The sequence below is a fragment of the Belnapia arida genome, assembly GCF_016773205.1.
Classification (GTDB): domain Bacteria; phylum Pseudomonadota; class Alphaproteobacteria; order Acetobacterales; family Acetobacteraceae; genus Belnapia; species Belnapia arida.
The window spans coordinates 1-883 of sequence record NZ_JAETWB010000154.1 but is presented as its reverse complement, the minus strand read 5'-3'; the positions used below and the strand labels follow the sequence as shown (position 1 = coordinate 883).

The following is an 883-nucleotide window of genomic DNA, read 5'->3' as shown; positions in this document are numbered from 1 at the left end:
GCACCGCGCCGCGTCGGGGCGAATGAATCTGCTGCGAGTACGACTACCCAGCCATCTCCGGCCGCCAGGTGCGGGTGGGCATGCGCCAATCGATCCCCTCGAGCAGCATCGAGAGCTGCGCCGGTGTCAGCGACACCACGCCATCCTTGGCCTGCGGCCAGACAAAGTGGCCGCGCTCCAGCCGCTTGGCGTAGAGCACCAGGCCCTGGCCATCCCACCACAGCGCCTTGACCAGATCCCCACGGCGGCCGCGGAACACGAACAGCTGCCCGCTGAACGGATCCTGCCCGAGCGCCTCCTGCACCTGTCGCGCCAGCCCGTCGAAGCCGCGCCGCATGTCGGTCGGGCCCGCGGCCAGCCATACCCGCACCCCCGGCGGTGGCCCGGGGATCACCCGCGCAGCGCCGCCAGCACCCGCCGCAAGGCGACGAGGCCGACCTCCTCGCCGATCCGCACCCGGATGCCGTCAGGCAACTCGATCTCGATCGCCGCGGTCACGCGCGGTGATGGTGGCGGCGGCGGTACAGGCTCTGGTTCCGGGATCGCCTCGCCGTGGCGATCGGCGGCGACGCGGACCGGCACGAACTCCGGCGTCGGCTCGGCCACCAGCAGGCCGTCCCGGGCCTGTCGTCGCCACTGGAACACCAGGCTGCGGTAGACGCCGTGCCGAGCTGCCACCTCTGCCACCTGCACGCCCGGCGCATCGCATTCGGCTAGGATGCGGAGCTTGTCCGCCACGCTCCAACGCCGACGCCGCTCGCGCCCGGTGATGATCTCGACCGTCCCGCTGTCCATGACCTTACAGACGACCTTACGCCCGACGTTAAGGCCGCCAGCCTCAACGCACCTCAGCAGCCAGAGAAGGCGATGGAGGCCGGACGCT

The 883-nt window shown here is 71.2% G+C and carries 2 protein-coding genes; both read right to left on the bottom strand.

The window, feature by feature from the left end:
* Positions 1-43: 43 nt before the first annotated feature.
* Positions 44-394, bottom strand: coding sequence for an IS66 family insertion sequence element accessory protein TnpB (tnpB, locus tag JMJ56_RS33155; protein WP_043366630.1), 351 nt, complete (start codon positions 392-394; stop codon positions 44-46).
* Positions 391-795, bottom strand: coding sequence for an IS66-like element accessory protein TnpA (tnpA, locus tag JMJ56_RS33150; RefSeq protein ID WP_202836126.1), 405 nt, complete (start codon positions 793-795; stop codon positions 391-393). Before tnpA ends, tnpB begins: the two co-directional genes overlap by 4 nt.
* Between the last annotated feature and the right edge of the window lie 88 nt (positions 796-883).

Bases quoted from the DNA above. Each gene is read 5' to 3' on its own strand.
- tnpA (WP_202836126.1), bottom strand. From the start codon at position 795: ATGGACAGCGGGACGGTCGAGATCATCACCGGGCGCGAGCGGCGTCGG.